General features: G+C 39.7%; 19 protein-coding genes and 1 pseudogene. 12 read left to right on the top strand and 8 right to left on the bottom strand.

Features of this window, described 5'->3' with window-relative positions:
- Positions 1-13: 13 nt before the first annotated feature.
- Positions 14-499 carry a DUF1289 domain-containing protein gene (locus tag I6L31_RS14535; RefSeq protein ID WP_005003055.1) on the bottom strand — a complete coding sequence of 162 codons (486 nt, stop codon included), beginning with the start codon at positions 497-499 and terminating at the stop codon, positions 14-16.
- Between the two features lie 311 nt (positions 500-810).
- Here I6L31_RS14535 and trhO point away from each other — a divergent pair, with 311 nt between their 5' ends.
- The gene (gene trhO, locus I6L31_RS14530) at positions 811-1,743 is read left to right on the top strand and encodes an oxygen-dependent tRNA uridine(34) hydroxylase TrhO (RefSeq protein ID WP_005003053.1); all 933 of its coding nucleotides are present in this window, start codon (positions 811-813) and stop codon (positions 1,741-1,743) included.
- 61 nt (positions 1,744-1,804) lie between these two features.
- Here trhO and I6L31_RS14525 read toward each other — a convergent pair whose 3' ends face one another.
- Positions 1,805-2,365 (bottom strand): GNAT family N-acetyltransferase, encoded by a 561-nt coding sequence (locus I6L31_RS14525; RefSeq protein WP_005003051.1) that lies wholly within the window; start codon positions 2,363-2,365, stop codon positions 1,805-1,807.
- Positions 2,366-2,403: 38 nt separating this feature from the next.
- The gene (locus I6L31_RS14520) at positions 2,404-3,444 is read right to left on the bottom strand and encodes an Atu2307/SP_0267 family LLM class monooxygenase (protein WP_005003049.1); all 1,041 of its coding nucleotides are present in this window, start codon (positions 3,442-3,444) and stop codon (positions 2,404-2,406) included.
- 170 nt (positions 3,445-3,614) lie between these two features.
- On the opposite strand from I6L31_RS14520, the pseudogene I6L31_RS14515 reads away from it, so the two are divergent.
- Positions 3,615-4,224: pseudogene (locus tag I6L31_RS14515) on the top strand (DedA family protein).
- A 2-nt stretch (positions 4,225-4,226) separates the two neighbouring features.
- Positions 4,227-4,880 (top strand): thiopurine S-methyltransferase, encoded by a 654-nt coding sequence (gene tmpT, locus I6L31_RS14510; protein WP_005003045.1) that lies wholly within the window; start codon positions 4,227-4,229, stop codon positions 4,878-4,880.
- 66 nt (positions 4,881-4,946) lie between these two features.
- Here the strand turns inward: tmpT and I6L31_RS14505 are convergent, their stop codons facing one another.
- Both I6L31_RS14505 and I6L31_RS14500 read right to left on the bottom strand, forming a co-directional pair.
- Positions 4,947-5,471: a YecA/YgfB family protein gene (locus tag I6L31_RS14505; protein WP_004990656.1), complete on the bottom strand. Its 525-nt coding sequence runs from the start codon at positions 5,469-5,471 to the stop codon at positions 4,947-4,949.
- 72 nt (positions 5,472-5,543) lie between these two features.
- Complete coding sequence (locus tag I6L31_RS14500) at positions 5,544-5,750, bottom strand: PA3496 family putative envelope integrity protein (RefSeq protein WP_004990657.1); 207 nt, start codon at positions 5,748-5,750, stop codon at positions 5,544-5,546.
- Positions 5,751-6,108: 358 nt separating this feature from the next.
- On the opposite strand from I6L31_RS14500, the gene rpoD reads away from it, so the two are divergent.
- The 6 genes from rpoD to I6L31_RS14470 all read left to right on the top strand — a co-directional run bounded on the left by rpoD (position 6,109) and on the right by I6L31_RS14470 (position 12,759).
- Positions 6,109-7,995: an RNA polymerase sigma factor RpoD gene (rpoD, locus tag I6L31_RS14495; RefSeq protein WP_004990659.1), complete on the top strand. Its 1,887-nt coding sequence runs from the start codon at positions 6,109-6,111 to the stop codon at positions 7,993-7,995.
- 108 nt (positions 7,996-8,103) lie between these two features.
- On the top strand, positions 8,104-8,391 hold the full coding sequence (locus tag I6L31_RS14490; protein ID WP_004990660.1) for a YbeD family protein: 288 nt from the start codon (positions 8,104-8,106) through the stop codon (positions 8,389-8,391).
- Positions 8,392-8,646: 255 nt separating this feature from the next.
- Positions 8,647-9,306: a lipoyl(octanoyl) transferase LipB gene (gene lipB / locus I6L31_RS14485; protein WP_005003040.1), complete on the top strand. Its 660-nt coding sequence runs from the start codon at positions 8,647-8,649 to the stop codon at positions 9,304-9,306.
- Positions 9,307-9,385: 79 nt separating this feature from the next.
- Complete coding sequence (locus tag I6L31_RS14480) at positions 9,386-9,919, top strand: hypothetical protein (RefSeq protein ID WP_005003038.1); 534 nt, start codon at positions 9,386-9,388, stop codon at positions 9,917-9,919.
- Position 9,920: 1 nt separating this feature from the next.
- On the top strand, positions 9,921-11,105 hold the full coding sequence (locus tag I6L31_RS14475) for an iron-containing alcohol dehydrogenase (protein ID WP_005003035.1): 1,185 nt from the start codon (positions 9,921-9,923) through the stop codon (positions 11,103-11,105).
- Positions 11,106-11,373: 268 nt separating this feature from the next.
- Positions 11,374-12,759, top strand: coding sequence for an APC family permease (locus I6L31_RS14470; RefSeq protein WP_004990667.1), 1,386 nt, complete (start codon positions 11,374-11,376; stop codon positions 12,757-12,759).
- A 41-nt stretch (positions 12,760-12,800) separates the two neighbouring features.
- Here the strand turns inward: I6L31_RS14470 and ypfJ are convergent, their stop codons facing one another.
- Both ypfJ and I6L31_RS14460 read right to left on the bottom strand, forming a co-directional pair.
- Complete coding sequence (gene ypfJ / locus I6L31_RS14465; RefSeq protein WP_005003033.1) at positions 12,801-13,700, bottom strand: KPN_02809 family neutral zinc metallopeptidase; 900 nt, start codon at positions 13,698-13,700, stop codon at positions 12,801-12,803.
- 44 nt (positions 13,701-13,744) lie between these two features.
- The gene (locus tag I6L31_RS14460) at positions 13,745-14,671 is read right to left on the bottom strand and encodes a DUF808 domain-containing protein (protein WP_005003031.1); all 927 of its coding nucleotides are present in this window, start codon (positions 14,669-14,671) and stop codon (positions 13,745-13,747) included.
- Positions 14,672-14,797: 126 nt separating this feature from the next.
- Here I6L31_RS14460 and trpS point away from each other — a divergent pair, with 126 nt between their 5' ends.
- From trpS to I6L31_RS14445, 3 genes are all read left to right on the top strand, one after another.
- The gene (trpS, locus tag I6L31_RS14455) at positions 14,798-15,811 is read left to right on the top strand and encodes a tryptophan--tRNA ligase (protein ID WP_005003030.1); all 1,014 of its coding nucleotides are present in this window, start codon (positions 14,798-14,800) and stop codon (positions 15,809-15,811) included.
- A gap of 541 nt (positions 15,812-16,352) precedes the next feature.
- Complete coding sequence (locus tag I6L31_RS14450; protein ID WP_004990677.1) at positions 16,353-17,006, top strand: YqiJ family protein; 654 nt, start codon at positions 16,353-16,355, stop codon at positions 17,004-17,006.
- Positions 17,007-17,017: 11 nt separating this feature from the next.
- A complete protein-coding gene (locus tag I6L31_RS14445; protein WP_005003027.1) occupies positions 17,018-18,733 on the top strand; it encodes a flotillin family protein in 1,716 nt (571 codons plus the stop codon).
- A gap of 67 nt (positions 18,734-18,800) precedes the next feature.
- On the opposite strand, the gene I6L31_RS14440 is transcribed toward I6L31_RS14445, so the two are convergent.
- On the bottom strand, positions 18,801-19,421 hold the full coding sequence (locus tag I6L31_RS14440; protein ID WP_005003026.1) for an OmpW/AlkL family protein: 621 nt from the start codon (positions 19,419-19,421) through the stop codon (positions 18,801-18,803).
- Between the last annotated feature and the right edge of the window lie 399 nt (positions 19,422-19,820).

Genomic DNA, 19,820 nt, shown 5'->3' with positions numbered 1-19,820 from the left:
TATTAGGGGCTTTTTAGGACTCTTCAACTATTTTCAAAAAATGAGTCCGCATCCCGTCTGCACGTAACCATGCAAAATCATAACTGGCCTGTGCTAATGACAGAATTCGTCTTTCAAACTCCAGCCATAACGGTTTAACCTGATCACTCGTAATTACTAGTCCACTTTCATCAGCCAGATGCTTATTTTTTTCACATAATTTCAGTGCATGATAAAGCTTACGTCCAGTTGTAGCATGTTCAAGTACACGAACACGCTTTAACTCTAAAAATTGTATCACCACAATTAAATTGGCATTTGGCAACATCGGAATCAAAATTTGATCCAATTGCGAATCCAAGCGTTTCCATATCGTCAGCTGCTGTTCGGGAGTGAAGGTATTCCAACGAATAATTTCATGATTAAAACGCCGACAGCCACGACATACGTTGTCCCCGAACGTGGTCGAACAACGTCCTGCACATGGGGTTATTGTGGGGATGCGGCGATCATTACTCAAAATTTGTCTCTCTGCGTAAAGCCCCAATCAAATGGAGCTTCGTTTATTCTAGGTCATCTGCTTATACTATATCTTGTATGCAATGAAATTTTAACCACAATACTTGGTATTTTGAATAGAAATACGACAGTTATTTGATGTATATCTTCACACCGCTGATATCTCACTGTAATCAGAAAGATTTTATGATGAGCTAAATACTTTTTTAGATTTTGAAATAATCCCTATGAAATGTATTACTTTCTCGCCTAATTCTATATTTCGCGCTAAAATACGCGCCAGAATTTTTCTCTCATCTTTTGGAGTTTTCCATGAACGCTACTGTAGAACAGCTTGCACCTGTAGAACAGCAAGCGACCACTGATTGGGTTGTTGCCGCGCTATATCAATTTAAAGAAGTTAATGATGCTGCCGATTTACAGCAACGTCTTCTGGATCTAGTCAAAACCATTAATCTATGTGGAACTCTAATCGTTGCAAGTGAGGGAATTAACGGTACGGTTGCGGGTGATCGTCAGGCCATCGATACGATTCGTCAGTTTTTATTGAATGAAGGTTTTCAGGCGATGGAATACAAAGAGTCACTAAGCTCTGAAAAACCGTTTCGTAAAATGAAGATCAAACTTAAACAAGAAATTGTGACCTTGGGTGTTGAGGTCAAACCACGTGATTTAGTCGGCCATTATCTTGATCCCAAAGAATGGAACGAACTGATTAGCCGTGACGATGTGATCTTAGTCGATACCCGTAATGATTATGAATATAAAGCGGGAACATTTAAAGGCGCGATTGATCCAAAAACTGAAACTTTTCGTGAATTTCCAGAATATGTCAGACAAAATCTGGAACAGCACAAAGACAAAAAAATTGCCATGTTTTGTACGGGCGGAATTCGCTGTGAAAAATCAACTTCTTTACTTTTGCAAGAAGGTTTTAACGAGGTTTATCATCTCAAAGGCGGTATTTTAAAATATCTGGAAGAAACACCTGCCGATGAAAGTTTATGGGAAGGCGAATGTTTTGTATTTGATGGTCGTACTGCGGTGACACATGGCGTGGAAGAAGGTCAGAATATCAAATGTCATGCCTGTGGCTGGCCTTTAACCCCTGAAGAATCAGCTTTACCAAGTTATGAACATGGCGTGTCATGCGTGTACTGTATCGACAAAACTTCTGAGAAACAAAAAGAAGGTTTTCGTATGCGTCAGTCACAAATTGCCGCAGCAAAACGTAAACGCCTTTAAGATTTCTATGCATTCACGAATAGATTTAAGCCGAAATTCGTATTTCGGCTTTTTTATGGTTTTACGCCATTTGCCCTAAGATAAAAAATTGTCCCGAAGCCAAAACCACTTTATCTAAAACTTGCATGCCCAAAGCATCATGAATTTTAAGCGAAATAGGATTATCCGCATCAATAAAAGCCACAATGGCATCGAATCCTTGAGCTTTTAGTTCTTTTAAGGCTTGATCATGTAAGGTTTTGGCAACGCCTTTGCCACGAAACTGATCATCGACCAAAATCGGACCATAAGCTGCATAGCGTAAATCTGCCAAAGGGGTTTCCTGTAAAATTAAAATATTGGCATGTTCTTGGATATACGCCAAAATCTCTGGGCTTTCAGACTCAATTTCACGTTGTATCACTAAAAAACCAGCAGCTTGCTCTTCTATTTCAGCCACAGAAATAGCCGATAGCTCAATCCAGTGTTGCGTTAATTGATTAAAATGTGGATTGTCCTGTACAAAACCCGCATCCAGATTTCGTCCATTTTGATGAAGCTGTTGTTTTGAATTATGGTGGTATAGCTCAATCATCCAGTCTTTGTCTTGCTGAGTCGCTTGCCTAATTTTGATCGGTGTCATGTCCCTGCCTCACTTTTTTGTTGATGATGCATCCTTTTTCAAACGGATTTATTCACCGCTTTTCTCACTTCTGGTGCTATTTTTGTTCCATAAATTTCAATAGCGCGCATCATATGCTGATGCTCCATCGCTCCAGTATCTAGATGAGCCGCAAATCGAGTCAGCCCAAAAGTCTCAATGACTTCAATAATCTTATCCACCGCATAGGCTGTATCACCTACGATCAGGTGACCTGCCTGACTACGTCCCTGCTCGTATTGTTTGGGTTTATAACTGGGCCAACCGCGTGTCGCGCCTACACGATTCATTTGTGCGGCGTAAGTGGGATAATGAATGTTCATGAGTTGCTGGCTATCATCGACAAAAAAAGCATGCATGTGTACGCCGACCTGAAAATTCTGCATATCGTGACCATAGGCCTGATACGCTTGTCGGTAATAATCAAATAAAGCCTTGAAGTTATGATAATGACCACCAATAATCGCAAACATGACAGGTAAACCTAAACGTGCAGCACGTTCGACAGACTGCGGGGTGCCTCCGACAGCGATCCAAATCGGTAATTTTCCATGTTTGGGCCGTGGATAAATTTCCTGATTGTTGAGTTCTGGACGAAATTTACCTTTCCAAGTAATCGGATCATTCGCATTAATTTTTAATAATAAATCGAGTTTTTCTTCAAAAATTTCATTGTATTGATCGAGGTCATAACCGAACAAGGGAAATGATTCGGTAAATGAGCCACGTCCAGCCATAATTTCGGCACGTCCATCAGATAACAGATCAATCATGGCAAAATCCTGAAAGAGCTTTACAGGATCAGCAGAACTGATCACCGAAACTGAACTTGCCAAAATAATATGTTGGGTTTGAGTTGCTGCTGCCGCCAAAATAATTTCGGGCGCTGCAACCACATAATCCGCCCGATGATGTTCACCAATGCCAAAATAATCGAGCCCCACCTCATCCATCAATTTAATTTCTTCAATAATTTCTTTCATCCGAATTTCAGGAGACTGAATTTGATTGGTCGCCAAATCAAAACGCGAATCTCCGAACATGGTAATGCCAAGTTGCATAGCCTGATCCTTTTATTATCATCATTCCATCCTAAGCGATGCTGCTTTAAGTTACATGCCTGATTATGTAGGGAAATGTATAGAAAAAATTACATACGCTTATTTACATAAGAAAGATTTAAAAACAGAGACTTAATCTTTAATATCAATGTATTTACCAATATATATTTATGGACAATTGGATCATCCAGATCATTGAGAGTCTGGGCTATTTCGGCATCGCTTTTTTGATGTTTCTGGATAATGTTTTTCCTCCCATCCCCTCAGAAGTGATTATGCCGAGCGCGGGCTATACTGCATCTCGTGGGCAGCTTCAGATCGTCGGGGTGATTATTGCAGGCAGTATAGGGTCGATATTGGCTGCTGCCGTTTTGTATGCCATTGGTCGTAAAATCCCAAAAAAAGCACTGTTTAGATGGGTCGATCGTTACGGGAGATACTTATTTATTCACTCAAAAAGATTTAGAGAAAGCGCTGAATTGGTTTGAACGATATGGACATCGTATCGTGTTTTGGGGGCGAATGATTCCTGCGGTTCGCTCTTTAATTAGTATTCCTGCCGGCATGAGTCAAATGCCTTTTAGCAAGTTCATGCTGTATAGCAGTTTAGGTACCATTATCTGGACCACATTTTTAGCCTGCATCGGTTTTTATTTTGGTGAAAATCAAGAACTGATGTTTACGATTATGCACCGCGTTGGCTATATCATTTTAGCGATTACCTTATGCTTTTGTGCATGGTGGCTCTATCGTAAATTTTATAAAATTAAACCGAGGTAACTATGCAACACGAATTTTGGCACCAGCGCTGGCAGGAAAATCGAATCGGATTTCACCAATTTATGCCAAGTCCGCTCATGGTTTCATATTTTAATGGATTAAATTTAAAGCCTAATTCACGTGTTTTTGTGCCTTTAAGTGGTAAAACACTCGATATTCGTTGGTTGCTCCAACAAGGCTTTCGTGTGATTGCAGTTGAACTCAGCCAAATTGCAGTGGTTGCTTTAATTGAACAACTCAGCACAGATTTTGGATTTGATTTTGAAATGTCAGAACAAAATAATTTGATTCATTATTCACATCCACAAATCGATATTTTCATCGGTGACTTTTTTGATCTGACTCACAAACAATTGGGACAAGTCGACGCGATTTATGATCGTGCTGCGCTGATTGCCTTGCCTTATGAAATGAGACAACAATATGCACAACACCTGATTCAGATCAGTCAGGTGGCACCTCAATTTCTGATTAGTTATGAATATGATCAGGGCAGCTTTGAAGGGCCTCCGTTTTCCGTTGAATCTGCCGAGATTCATCAGCTTTATCATCATGTTTATGACATCAAATGTTTAACAGAACAATATGTGGATGCGCAAAAAAATAAAGGAGATCATCCTCGCAGTAAAGTCTGGTTACTTCGCACGAAAATATAAGCATAAAAAACACCTCAGTTTGAGGTGTTTTTATTATTGCTTTGCTTCGCTTCGTAAAGTGAACATTTAATTAGGCGTGTGATACATCAGATACAATTCATTTAAATTATCTGGGATTTCTTCGGCCAATTCGTCCATTAACTGACCATTACGACGGAAAGATTCCATTTGTGGGTCTTCCTCATCAATGCCACTAAACACCATGATTGGCAAAGTCAAATCAACTAATTGTTCTTCATATTCTGGTGCAAACCATGCTTCTTCATTTAGGAACATTGCATCGACAAAACCGACGCTCCAGTCGCCTAAACTTGAATCCACGTCTGCTTCTTCAATTTCAAAAGGAAACTCAATCCCTTCTTCATTGGCCAAGTTTTGACGAATCGAATCTAGCCAAAGTTTAATTTGTTCAATAATCGCAGCAGGAACTTTTTTCTGATTGCTTTCAAATAACTCATCTAACCAGCGATCAAACTGCGGGCCAACTGCAATCGCACACAGAAAACCATGAGTGGCCGCAAAATCCAGACCATGTTCATTTTGGTCACCATCAAGATAATCACTTAATTGATCTAAATCCAAGGTACTCATTGTTTATCCAGTGTTATCAATAAATAGCATATAGCATAACATTTTCAGTTCGCTATGCGGTGTCTGATTGTATTAGTCTTCGTCATCCAGATCATCGTCATCAAAGTCATAATCAAAGTCTTTTAACTCACGCTCTAAACGACGTTGTGCCAAAAGATCATCAATTAAACGTCGCTTTTCCAATGACTCTTTTGCACTGATTTTGCCTGATGCTTCATCAAAACTAACATCATCATCATCACCGTAGCTATCATCTAATTCAAAATCTGTAGAAGACACTAAAACTACCTCGTAGTGAAAAAATGTGAATAGGTCTAGGCGCTATTTATCTTGCCTAATCGGGCATGTCAAGTTTTTTTTATTTTTTTCGACTTTAGCGGATTATTTGTATCTTTTTTCATCAAAAAATTTGTATATTGATAAAACTCTTGCTAACGTCTATCGATAATTCTTGATGAAAAATTTAGGATGACATAACTTGAAAAAAACAATTCCAACCCAATATTCAAAAAATAGCTGTGAAATCAAATATATTTTTTAATTCAGATGTAAGCGATCAAATCGAAAACATTTAGAGCGAATTGTGCTATCATGCACGGTTTTTTACTGCCACAGATTCAACGAAGAGTAAGCAAAGATGAGCGATATGCATTCCCCTACTTCCCAAGTAGCGGCTCTGATTAGCCGAGGCAAAGAACAAGGTTACTTAACCTACGCTGAGGTCAACGATCATCTCCCAGACTCAATAACCGAAAGCGAACAGATTGAAGACATCATTCAGATGCTTCAGGACGTTGGTATTCCTGTGCATGAACGTGCGCCTGAATCTGATGATGCAATGTTTGGCGAATCCACTGAAGCTGCTGATGAAGTTGCAGAAGAAGAAGCGGCTGCGGTATTGGCATCGGTTGAAAGTGAGCCTGGGCGTACGACTGACCCGGTGCGTATGTACATGCGTGAGATGGGAACAGTTGAGCTCCTGACTCGTGAAGGTGAAATCAGCATTGCAAAACGTATCGAGGAAGGTATCCGCGATGTGTTGCACTCAATCGCTTATTGGCCAAATGCTGTTGAAGTTGTATTACAAGAATATAATGACTTTTTAACTGGTGAACGTCGTCTTGCCGATATTCTTTCAGGTTATCTCGATCCTGAAACCGATGAAGACATTCCAGAAGTGCTTGAAGAAGAAGCTGAACTGGAGGAAGACGAAGAATCTTCATCTAAGACCACTAAAGAGGTGAAACTGGATGATGATGACGAAGAAGAAGAATCTGAAGGTGATGATGATTCTGAAGGTGAATCTGGTCCAGACCCAGAAGTTGCGAAAGTTCGTTTTGAAGAATTAGAAGCTGCGTGGAATAACACCAAAGCGGTGATTGAACAACATGGCCGTAGCAGTGAACAAGCCAATGAAGCTTTAGAATCACTTGCATCTGTGTTTATGATGTTCAAATTTACGCCACGTCTATTTGATATTATTTCAGAAATGATCCGCGGTACACACGAACAAATCCGTGCCAACGAACGTGAAATCATGCGTTATGCAGTGCGTCGTGGTCGTATGGATCGTAATCAGTTCCGTACCAGCTTTCCTGGTCAGGAATCTAATCCAGCATGGTTCGATGAACAGATTGCAAAAGCCCCTGCTGAAATGCGTTCGTACTTAGAAAAAGTTCGTCCTGATGTCTTGGCATTCCAGCAAAAAATTGCCGATATCGAAAAAGATCTCGATCTTCATGTCCGTGAGATCAAAGATATTTCCAAACGCATGGCAGTTGGTGAAGCGAAAGCTCGTCGTGCCAAAAAAGAAATGGTGGAAGCTAATTTGCGTCTGGTGATTTCGATTGCCAAGAAATATACCAACCGTGGTTTACAGTTCCTTGATTTGATTCAGGAAGGTAACATCGGCTTGATGAAAGCAGTGGATAAGTTTGAATACCGTCGTGGTTATAAGTTCTCAACTTATGCAACATGGTGGATTCGTCAGGCGATTACCCGTTCGATTGCGGATCAGGCGCGTACCATTCGTATTCCTGTCCACATGATTGAAACCATTAACAAAATCAATCGTGTATCACGTCAGTTATTACAAGAAATGGGCCGTGAACCGACACCAGAAGAATTAGGCGAACGTCTGGAAATGGACGAAGTCAAAGTTCGTAAAGTGTTGAAAATTGCCAAAGAGCCAATTTCGATGGAAACACCAATTGGTGATGATGAAGATTCGCATTTGGGTGATTTCATTGAAGACTCAAACATCACTTCACCAGTGGATGCAGCGACTTCAGAAGGCTTGAAAGAAGCCACTCGTGAAGTGCTGGAAAATCTGACTGAACGTGAAGCCAAAGTCTTAAAAATGCGTTTTGGTATTGATATGCCAACCGATCATACTTTGGAAGAAGTGGGTAAACAATTTGACGTTACCCGTGAGCGTATTCGTCAGATTGAGGCAAAAGCGCTGCGCAAATTACGTCATCCTTCACGTTCTGAGCACTTGCGTTCGTTCCTTGAAAATGACTAATTTGAATCAATGAGCAGTCACTTGAAATTTGAGTGACTGTCCCCATTTAATATTCAAATACATACAACAATGCCTGCATTTTCGCAGGCATTTCATATGGAGAATGTTATGTTAGACCGTACTCCTTCTCGCGAATTACAAGAACATCTTTGGGTTTTTCCAATGGATTATCCAATCAAATTGATTGGTAATGCGGGAGATGAGCTTCGTACTGCTGTGATTGACATCTTGCAAAAACATTTTCCAGAATTTGATGGCGATTCACTCAAAGTGCAACCATCTCGCACTGGAAAATATCACTCGATTACTGCGCAATTGCGTTTTGATGAGCTTGAGCAAGTACATGCCTTATATGCTGACTTGGCTGCATGTGAACACATTCGTACTGCACTCTAAAACAAAGCGAGAAATAAAAAACACGCCTGTAGGCGTGTTTTTTATAGCTGAACAGAATCTAAAATCAATGATCGGGTCTTTAATCAAATAAAAGTTGCCTCTTCAACCATCTCAACCAATTTATGAATGATTTTATAGCGCTTTTTATTCATGATTTACACACATCACATATAAATCAGTGTGATCCATGATTTTATTCATAACTAACTTCTTTATAATGAACAAGTATTTTGATTGAACATAGGGCTGACATTTGTGAATAACGTCATAATCAAACCAACTTTGACTATACGTCAATATCAAAACTTGACCCCTTATGCTGATCGTTTTCAGGAAATGAAAAATCTGACTGAACAACGGGATGAAAATACGCCCGATCAACTCTGGATTTTGCAACATCCAAATGTGCTCACGCAGGGACAAGCAGGCAAGCCCGAACATATTTTAATTCCAACTGATATCCCTGTGGTACAGTCCGATCGCGGTGGTCAAGTCACTTGGCATGGCCCAGGTCAAATGGTCATTTATTTTATGTTTGATCTAAATCGCTTGAAATGGAATGTACGAACATTGGTCTCTTTTGCTGAAAAGCTGATGATCGATCTGTTAAACAAATATGCAATCAAGGCCTATGCCAAACCTGATGCACCGGGCGTTTATGTGGACGAACGTAAAATAGGATCACTCGGGTTTAAAATCCGACGTGGACGCAGCTATCATGGGTTAGCGTTAAATATTGATTGTGATTTAACTGGCTTTCAAACCATTAACCCTTGTGGTTATGCGGGGCTGGAGATGGTTCGCTTATCTGACCTTGTTCAAGATTATCCAACGTTTGAACAGCTTGCTTCAGATGTAGTTGAATATTTTAACAACACCGATTACTTTAGTGACGTAGAAGTCACCTCTGCATAATTTACTTTATTTTTTCCAAAAAACTATTTAGAGTAATTACTCTAAAACTCAAAATTAGAATGTTAAAAGGGATAAACGTGTGATTTCAAGTAAAACCGTAAAACCCGCATTGCAAATGGGCTACGTCAAACTCATGATGGATGTGATTGGACGTGGTCTCGTAATGGCAAGTCAGGTCGATCAAGAAATACAAAATGAAGTGGCGAAATTTCCAGTAGGCTTTGTTTTATCCATGAATGTATTCCCTAACGGGCCTGCATTTGTTGCGAAAGTGACTGAAGATAAAAATTTGCAACTGATTTCGCTTGAACAGGGAAAACCTGATTTGACCATTACTTTCAAGCATTTAACCCATGCTTTTATGGTATTTTCATTTCAGGAAAGTACGGCACAGGCATTTGCAAATGACCGTATGATTGCTGATGGCGATGTCTCCAGTGCAATTCGACTGGTACGCTGCCTCAATAAAATGGAATCTCTAATTTTACCAAAAGTCGTGGCATCGCTCGCCGTAAAACAATATCCAACCGAGCTTAGTTTGAAAGATAAACTCAGTGAAGCAGCCAATATTTATCTGAAAGTCGCACAGTCATACTTAAAACGGAGTGTATAAAATGGCTAAACCGTATTATGAATTTTTTTGTCCAGTTAAAGTCATTGCAGGCAGTGCTGCTTTAGAACACATTCCATTTGAACTTGCGACTTTAGGTTCAAAACGTCCGATGATCATTACTGATAAAGGCGTAAGAGCAAATAAATTACTTGAGCCGATTGAAACGGCTTTTGCATCGACTGATGCTGAAATTGGCTATATTTTTGATGATGTACCACCAGATTCAAGTCTGGAAACCGTCCGTAATGCTGCCCAGTTTTATCGTGACAACAACTGCGATGCAATTATTGCAGTCGGTGGTGGTTCAGTGATTGATACCTCAAAGGCAACCAATATTTTAGTGTCTGAGGGTGGTAACGATCTACTCAAGTATTCTGGTGCACATAACTTACCTAAACCACTCAAACCATTTTTTGTGATTCCAACCACATCTGGGACAGGTTCGGAAGTCACCATGGTTGCCGTGGTTTCAGATACGCAAAAGAATGTAAAACTGGCATTTGCATCTTATTATCTCATGCCGCATGCTGCGATTCTTGATCCACGTATGACGCAAACTTTACCTGCACATTTAACTGCCATGACAGGTATGGATGCACTGACGCATTGTGTGGAAGCTTATACTTGTCTAGCCGCCAATCCGTTAAGCGATGCCTATGCAAGTGCGGGCATTAAAAAAATTAGTGAAAACTTGTTTAATGTCATCGAAAACCCGTCAGATGCACAAGGTCGTTTAGAGTTGGCACAAGCTTCAACCATGGGCGGAATTGCATTCTCTAATTCTATGGTCGGTTTGGTACATTCGCTTGGACATGCGTTAGGCGCAGTTGCACACTTACCACACGGTCTTTGCATGAACTTGTTCTTACCGTATGTGCTTGAGTACAACAAGGAAGTAAATGGCAACAAAATCGGTGAATTGTTACTGCCATTGGCGGGTGCAGATATTTATGCACAAACCCCTGCTCATCTTCGTGCTGAAAAAGCCATTGCGACTATTTTAGCCATGCGTGACCGTTTATTCATGATGACCAAATTGCCGCGTAATTTACGTGAAACAGGTAAAGTGACAGAAGCACAGCTTGATGAGATTGCAGAAAAAGCGCTCAATGATGGTTCAATTATCTATAATCCCAAAGAAGCGAACTTTGACGATTTAAAAGCCATTTTACAAAAAGCATGGTAATTTAAAACGCATTCGCTGTTGTTACTCTAAGTAAGAGTCTGAATTCTCAAGTCATTCAGACTCTTTTCTTTTTTTATGATTTTCATTCATCATAATTTTTAGCAAATTGGCAAAAAATTTGCTAAAAAATCCACAAAGTTACTGACAAAAGGCATCGATTTAGGATAGATTGGCGCACTTTACTTTTTCATATAGGGGGGATCGTTCGTCTCAAACGATCCTTAACAGACATGACTGATCCTTGATCAACGATTATGAGGATACGCCGTTGACAACTCACACTGGGACTCAACCTGCGGCTAAACTGCAAAAAAATCTTGTGCTATGGCACATCATTATCATCGGTTTGGCATACATTCAGCCCATGACTGTATTTGATACGTTTGGTCTCGTATCACAAGATAGCCATGGACATGTACCAACGTCATATATTTTTGCTTTAATTGCAATCCTACTTACGTCCATCAGCTATGGACATATGATTAGGCGTTATCCTTCTGCTGGCTCAGCATATACCTATGCACAAAAATCCATTCATCCCAATGTCGGGTTTATGGTGGGCTGGTCATCATGGCTCGATTATTTACTCTCTCCGTTGGTCAATATTATTTTGGCCGATATTTATCTGCGTGCGCTGTTTCCAGATGTCAATAACTGGATTTGGGTCATTGGCTTAACCATCATTATGACTGTGGTCAATTTGTTTGGTGCTCGTTTTGTGGCTCGTTTTAACAGTACAATTGTTTTTATCCAGATTGGCGTCATTTTCTACTTTACGTATAAAGTCTATTTGCTGCTCACTCAGGGCATGAATGCCGATGGTAGTCTGGATCAATCACAATACCAACTCTGGAGCATCGCACCTTTCTGGAATGAGATGACATCTATTGGTGCGCTGATCACAGGTGCAACCATTCTGTGTTTCTCATTTACGGGCTTTGATGCATTGTCATCTTTGGCGGAAGAAACCAAAGACACTGAAAAAGTATTGCCTAAAGCCATTTTCCTGACTGCATTAATTGCAGGGGTGATCTTTATTATTAGCACCTATTTTATGCAGATTTACTTTCCGAGTGACCCTGCAAATTACTTCAAGAAAATTGATGAAACCCAGCCTGAAATTTTATTGGCAATCGGTGGAATCACTTTCCAAACGGTGATTCTTTATTTTGCGATTGTCACGGTGATGGCTTCAGGGATTTCAGCCCATGCTGGTGTTTCACGTTTAATGTATGTGATGGGTCGTGATGGGGTCATTAACAAGAAAATCTTTGGACATATTAGTCCTAAGCTTTATACACCTACCTATAACATCATCATTGTAGGGGTAGTGGCGCTTGCAGCAGGTTTCCTTGATTTTGAACACATTGCCAATCTGATTAGCTTTGGTGCGTTAACTGCGTTTAGTTTTGTCAATTTCTCAGTGATTTCACGCTATGCATTGCGTGATGGACGTACCAAAAATATCAAAGATATTTTTAATTATATCGTCATTCCTGTACTTGGTTTTGCCAGTGTATTTATGATGTGGCTTGAAATCGATCAACTTGCACTGAAAATTGGTTTGATTTGGGCTGCGATTGGAGTCGGCTATTTAGCTTACAAAACTCGCGGATTCCGTTATCCACCTCCACAGCACAATGAACATGAATAAATTTTAAAAATAAAGGGCTTAGATAAGCCCTTTATTTTTTATTAGAGATTGGATTCAAAAGTATTACACTGATTTAAATCACCCGTTTTAAGTCCGACCTGAAACCAATGCATACGTTGCTGACTGGTACCATGGGTAAAGCTGTCTGGTACCACCTGACCTGTTGCCTGTTTTTGCAAATAGTCATCACCAATTTTTTGCGCGGCATCCATCGCCTCTTCAATATCACCCTGCTCTAAAAATTGGGTTCTTTGTTGATTATGGTTTGCCCATATTCCTGCAAAACAATCGGCTTGTAACTCTAATCTAACCGAAAGCTGATTGCCTTGGGTACGAGTACCTTGCGCCTGTGCTTGTTGTACCTGAGAAGAGATTCCAAGCAGATTTTGCACATGATGACCAACTTCATGTGCTATCACATAAGCCTGTGCAAAATCGCCTGCTTGATCTTGACGGGAAAGTTCAGTTTGATTTTGCTCACCCGATATTCCCATTTGCTGACGCATATCTTTAAAGAAAGCGGTATCAATATAGACTTTTTGATCTGCGGGACAATAAAACGGCCCCATTGCAGCTTGAGCTGTACCACAGCCCGAACGAATCGCGCCAGAAAACATGACCAATTTGGGGGGAGTATAAGTTCCGCCTAGCTGTTTAAAAATGGGCGACCATGTATCTTCGGTATCTGCCAGTACAGTTCCCACAAATTCAGAAGCCTCCTCCTGTTCAGGTGTCAGTTGTTGAGGAGCCTGATCACTGACCTGCTGTTGTTGAGTAACGCTTTTAGTCGCCTGATAAGCCATTTGTGGATCAACACCAAAAAACTTCCATGCCACAAAAGCAATGATTAAACCCAAAATACTAATACCGCCTGCTTTGGCAGCGCCGCCGCCACGACGATCCTCCACATTGGTACTGATACGACGACCTTTCCAGCGCATAATTCACCTCTTATCTTTTATTATAATGATGACTTCATTCAACTCTATGAAGTTACTTTTTTAGGCCACAGCTTTTGAATTAAGCTTACAACCAATAATACGATGACGCCAGCAATCATCCCAACTGCGAAATTGATCAACGTCGGGGTGATTGCACCAATAATATTACCAACGTTTGGAATCAGCTCCAGATGGTCTGTGGTATCTTCAGTAAAGTGATGTAACAATGGAATGGTATGCGCAATAATACCGCCTCCAACAAGAAACATTGCGATCGTCCCTACAATCGTTAAAGTTTTCATTAACTTCGGCGCAAATGCCAATAAACCGCGTCCAATACTTTGTTTTACATTTGATGTTTGTTGCGTCAAATAAAGTCCTAAATCATCAATTTTGACAATCATGGCAACGAAACCATATACACCCACTGTCATAATAATGGCGATGATACTCAATACCGTCACTTTAGAGATAAAAGATGCGGCTGCCACAGTCCCCAGAGAAATCACCACAATTTCAGCTGATAAGATAAAGTCAGTACGAATAGCACCTTTGATTTTTTCTTTTTCATAGGTGACTAAATCAGTTTCATCTTTCACCAATTTTTCTGCGGCTTCTTCCGCTGTCGCTGCTTTTTTATGATGTAAAGAATGCAAGACTTTTTCAACGCCTTCATAACATAAGAATAAACCACCAATCATCAACAAAGGATTAATCAACCATGGCGCAACCACACTAATGAGCAAGGCCAAAGGCACTAAGATCAGTTTATTAATAAAAGAGCCTTTAGCCACGCCCCAAACCACAGGAAGCTCACGATCAGCGCGTACTCCACTGACCTGTTGAGCATTTAAAGCCAAATCATCGCCCAGTACGCCTGCTGTTTTTTTTGCTGCCATTTTACTCATGACGGCAACGTCATCCAGCACAGTGGCAATATCATCTAATAATAAAAGTAAGCTACTCGCCATTTAATTTTCCTTAGGTTTTTTAGGCTTCTTTTTTATTGTGACTGACATTAAAAAAAATTATGCCGTACAATGTCGCCTATTCAATCGTTTAATGATATGTAGATTCATACTACTTTGGAATAGAGAATGAGTAATCTTGATCATCGTCCAATTATTTTGACTGGCGACCGTCCCACTGGACAGCTTCATTTAGGCCATTTTGTAGGTTCACTACGCTCACGTGTAGGTTTACAGGACAGCCATCATCAACATTTATTATTGGCAGATGCTCAAGCCTTAACAGATAATGCAGATAATCCAGATAAAGTGCGCCGTAATATCCTAGAAGTTGCACTGGACTACTTAGCAGTAGGGATCGATCCTGCTAAAACTACAATTTGCGTTCAGTCTTGCTTACCGGCACTGAATGAATTGACTATGCTTTATCTGAACTTTGTGACCGTCGCACGTCTGGAGCGCAATCCAACGATCAAATCTGAAATTCAGATGCGTGGCTTTGAGCGCGATATTCCCGCTGGTTTCTTATGCTATCCAGTGGCACAAGCGGCTGATATTACCGCATTTAAAGCGACTGTAGTGCCTGTGGGTGAAGACCAGATCCCGATGATTGAACAGACCAATGAAATTGTTCGTCGCGTCAATCGCCAAATCGGTCAAGACTTATTGCCTGAATGTAAAGCCCTGCTTTCGAACATGGCACGTTTACCGGGTTTTGATGGTAAGGCCAAAATGTCAAAATCACTAGGCAATACCATTGTCTTAAATGCTTCGGATAAAGACATTAAAAAAGCCGTCAATGCCATGTATACCGACCCGAACCATTTGCGTATTGAAGATCCAGGTCAGGTTGAAGGCAATATTGTATTTACTTACCTAGATGCTTTTGATCCAAACTCAGAAGAAGTTGAAGAATTAAAAGCACATTATCGTCGCGGTGGTTTAGGTGATGGTACGGTGAAAAAGCGCCTTGAAGGAATTTTGAAAGATTTAATAAGCCCAATTCGTGAACGTCGTGAAGAATTAGCTAAAGATCCAGATTACATTATGGATGTATTACGAGATGGTACTGAAAAATGCCGGATCATTACTCAAAATACATTAGATGAAGTCAAAGATGGTTTAGGTTTATTTAAATTCTAAATTAAATCATTGTTTTATTTAAAGGCTCTTATCATTAAGAGCCTTTTTTATGAATGATATTCTTTAAAGAAATAGCAATACATTATTTAAATGATATACAGCTCACAAAATAATCGCTTTATTAACGTGATTTAACACTACTTAACGTGAATACCAATGAATTTGGTCAGTTATAAAATTACTATAAGTCATGAAAGTTATGAATTTCCCCAATTTCATGACATTTCTCCTTAACCGAAGCTGTTTATAACAGATTCGTTGTTCTGCGTAATGATCACCCCAATCATTGCGCTTTTTTTTGTTTAAAATTTACTCTAGTAGTAAATCATATATTTCACGCATTGTCTGCTAATTATTAAAAAAAAATTAGAATTATTTATTTGAGGGCTTTTGTTATTTAAATTACCTTTAAAAAATAAATTGAATAAAATTGATAGACTTAGAATAGACTTTATAAATGATAAATGTTATCGTTTTTAAATTACTCGTAAAAAGACAGTAATAACAATAATTTAATTTCAATAAGATAAAGAGCCGCTTTATGTTGTGGGACTTGTTTACTCATCCTTCAAATTATATTTTCAGCATTAGTTTAGTTTTATGTTTTGCCATTGGAATACTTGAACTTATCTTGCTTATGATTGGAGGTTCATCTCAAGTTTTAGATCAATTTCTTCCAGAGCAGTTAAGTGATTACCAACCTGATGTCGATTTAGATGCCGATCAAGGCATGCTCTGGCAATTTTTTGACTGGCTATACCTAGGCAGAATCCCTTTATTAATCTGGTTAATTGTTTTTCTTACCACTTATGCCCTGACCGGTTTTATCATACAGGGAACATTTTATACCTTTACTGAACATTATTTTTCAGTATGGCTGATTGCCCCTGCGGTGCTTTTTTTGTCAATGCCTTTTGTACGTTGGGCTTCTGCTTTAGTCAGCAAAATCATACCAAAAGATGAAACCACAGCAATTTATAGTGAAGATTTGATTGGGCAACCAGCAAAAATTATTTTAGGGATTGCTCAAGCCAATTCGCCCGCTCAAGCAAAAGTAAAAGATCAATTCGGACAAACGCATTATGTCTTGGTTGAACCAGAACAAGATGAAAGCTTTCAACAGGGACAAATCGTTATTTTAACTCGGAAAACCAAACTCGGTTTTCAGGCGATTTCTCAACTTACAAATGATTAAGAGACAATAATATGTTTAATTCTGCTCTTTTTGAGATTCTCATTTTTGCTGGCATCATTCTTGTTGCCCTTGTGATTATTGGCGTCATTATCGCCCGTCTTTATCGACGTTCAAGCAAAGAAGTTTCTTTTGTGCGTACAGGCTTTGGGGGTGAAAAAGTCATTTTAAATGGTGGTGCAATCGTACTTCCTGTTTTACATGAAATTATTCCAGTGAATATGAACACCTTGCGGCTTGAAGTAAAACGTGCGGCTGATCAGGCACTGATTACGCGTGATCGTATGCGTGTCGATGTCATGGCTGAGTTTTATGTACGGGTCAAACCGACTGCCGAATCGATTGCCACAGCGGCCCAAACGCTGGGTAAAAAAACTATGTCTCCTCAGGAACTCAAAGATCTGGTTGAAGGTAAATTCGTTGATTCTTTACGTGCTGTTGCCGCTGAAATGGCGATGGAAGAGTTGCATGAAAAACGCGTAGATTTTGTACAAAAAGTTCAGCAAGTTGTATCTGAAGATCTATTTAAAAATGGTCTGGAACTGGAAACGGTGTCTTTGACTGGACTGGATCAGACCAGCTTTAAGTTTTTCAATCCGCAAAATGCATTTGATGCAGAAGGCTTGACCAAACTGACTGAAACCATTGAAGACCGTCGTAAAAAGCGTAATGACATTGAACAGGACGCAGATTTGGCAATTAAAGCCAAAAATCTTGAAACTGAACAGGCGCGATTGCAGATTTTGCGTGAAGAAGAGTATGCAAAATTGCAACAAGAACGCGAGATTTCGATTCGCCGTGCTGAACAACTTGCAGAAATTGCGTCGCAAGAAGCAGCAAAAAAACGCGAAGCAGAAGAAGCACGAATTGCGGCTGAACGGGAAGTTGAAATCAAACGTATTGCTTCTGCTCGTGATGTCGAAAATGAAAATATTTTAAAAGCCCAATTGATTCAAAAAGCGCAGGTTGAGCAAAAGAAAACCATTGAACTGGCGGAACAAGATCGCGCGATTGCCATTGCTGAAAAGTCCCGTGCTGAATCTGAAGCCAAGGCGTTGGCAGATCAGGCTCGCGCAGCCGCAGTAAAAGCCGAAGAAGAAGTATTAACTGTTCGTGAAACCCAACGTGCAGAGCGTGAAAAAGCGGTCGAGTTAGTCGCAGCAAAACAAGCGGCTGAAAAAGATGCAATTGCTATTACGGTTGCAGCAGAAGCTTCTAAACAAGCCGCTGTTGATGATGCTGAAGCGGTACGTATTGCAGCAGAGGCTGAAGCGGAAAAATTACGCTTAAAGGCAAAAGGTGAATCTGATGCCAAAATGCTACTCGCGCAGGCTCAGGAAAAACAATATCAAGTAGATGCCGAAGGTACTCGCGCGGTCAATGAAGCATCCAATGTTCTATCGACTGAACAGGTCGAAATGCAAATTCGCCTTGCGTTGATGAAATATCTACCTGAAATTATTCGTGAAAGCGTTAAGCCGATGGAAAATATTGATGACATCAAAATTTTGCAGGTGAATGGTTTAAATGGTTTCGCAACCGGCGCAAATTTAGGCGAAGGTCAGGAAAATATGCAAACGTCTTTGTCTGATCAAGTGGTAAACAGTGCACTGCGTTATCGTTCTCAGGCGCCTTTAATTGATAGCTTGATGAATGAGTTAGGCTTACAAGGCGGTGATATGAATGGTTTTACTCAAAATTTAAAGTCCAATACACATAAACAAGAATAAAACGTGCAGAGATCAATCTCGATGAAAATGCGATTTAGCTTCGCATTTTCATCAAGTTAAATTGATATCAAAAACGATAACTATAACCGATAGTATAAACCACAGGATTGACATCCAGTCGCCCAATCTTTTGCCCATCAAGTTTGACATCACTTTCAACCTGTGCATAACGTACGTCAGCAAACACGCCCCAGTTTTTAGCATCTGCTGGTTGAAAATTAAATCCGATCTGGCCTGCATAACCATAAGTGACATCTGCTTTGAGCTTGGTATCACTTCCAATTAATTTTTCATCCCACGGAATCGCGACGGTAAGCCCTGCTCCAATATAAGGCGTAAAACGTGTGGAGTTTCTAAAATGATATTTTGCAGTCAGGGTTGGCGGTAAATGTTTAAATTTGGCGGCATCCACTCCATTTAACTGAATATCATGCTGAAACGGTGCTAAGGCAAGTAATAATTCTGCGGAAAACGGAGAATTTCCAAAAAAATATTCAACTGATGGCGTCGCATTAAATTCATTACTGACATCAGCTTTAGCACCAGCTAAGACACCATTATCATGTGCAGGCGCGAGAAAGCTTCCTCCTAGTTTGACTTGCCAGTTTTCGGCATGAGTCAGAGGCATAGTGCCTAGAACCATCACAGTCACAAGCAACCCTTTATATCGTTTTAAATCTATAAGCATGTTTAGCTTACCTCTATCTTTTTAAATGCTGATTTATAAGTCTTGCCAAATACATATCAGTCTAAAAATAAATGATCTCTAAGATTTATTGTTCTTTGATTCAATCATTCTAAGTGACATATTCTATTATTTGGTCTAAACACTTTAATCAGATTAGATTTTTGATAGAAATAATTAATCGCAATTTATTTATCTTAAATTTTCAATTAATGAAAACATGCTAAGTTTAACTGAATCACATCTATATATTGAAAAGATTCAGCTCTTGATTTAATTATTAGACTTCTTTCATCATTGTTTGAACCCTCCTTATTTTCCTATCATAGGAAGAAATAAAAAAGGTGTTATGAAAGAAGTTTATTCTATTGAATTTCAATCTTTAACTATGAAAAAATAAGT

The organism is Acinetobacter septicus, assembly GCF_019355975.1.
Taxonomy (GTDB): Bacteria; Pseudomonadota; Gammaproteobacteria; order Pseudomonadales; family Moraxellaceae; genus Acinetobacter; species Acinetobacter ursingii.
This window is presented reverse-complemented; position numbering and strand designations above follow the sequence as displayed.